At 43.8% G+C, this 512-nt stretch carries 2 tRNA genes; both read right to left on the bottom strand.

The features are described from left to right. Positions 1-156: 156 nt before the first annotated feature. Positions 157-229: transfer RNA gene (locus AC2JF9_RS08450), tRNA-Ala, on the bottom strand. A gap of 51 nt (positions 230-280) precedes the next feature. Next, positions 281-354, bottom strand: a tRNA-Ile gene (locus AC2JF9_RS08445). Positions 355-512: the final 158 nt, after the last annotated feature.

Genomic DNA, 512 nt, shown 5'->3' with positions numbered 1-512 from the left:
CCTTATTTTCTTGACCTTACTCAAGATCTTGTTCTTACTTGAACTCTCTCGGTCGCTCGTGCAATCTGTTCTCTTTTGATTGTTTCTCGGTTTTTTTCTTGGATTATATTCAGTTTTCAATGTACTAGTTCATTAGAAGATTCTTCAATCTTCCAATGGAGGCTAACGGGATCGAACCGATGACCTCCTGCGTGCAAAGCAGGTGCTCTCCCAGCTGAGCTAAGCCCCCAATTTTTTATTATTCACTTTTCGACAACAGATTGTTCCTTTTCTTTGCCTATGGGCCTAAATGGACTTGAACCATCGACCTCACGCTTATCAGGCGTGCGCTCTAACCAGCTGAGCTATAGGCCCGTCTTTCTCGCGTATCTGTTCTCTACTTCTTTTGAGGTACTACCCTCAAAACTAAACAATGTTCTCGCTACTCATGTGCTTCCTTGCTCATAGGCTGCTTCTAGTATCTCTACTCTTCACCTATTGCGCTTTTCCTTAGAAAGGAGGTGATCCAGCCG

It is taken from the genome of Lactobacillus sp. C449L, from assembly GCF_059900815.1.
This window is presented reverse-complemented; position numbering and strand designations above follow the sequence as displayed.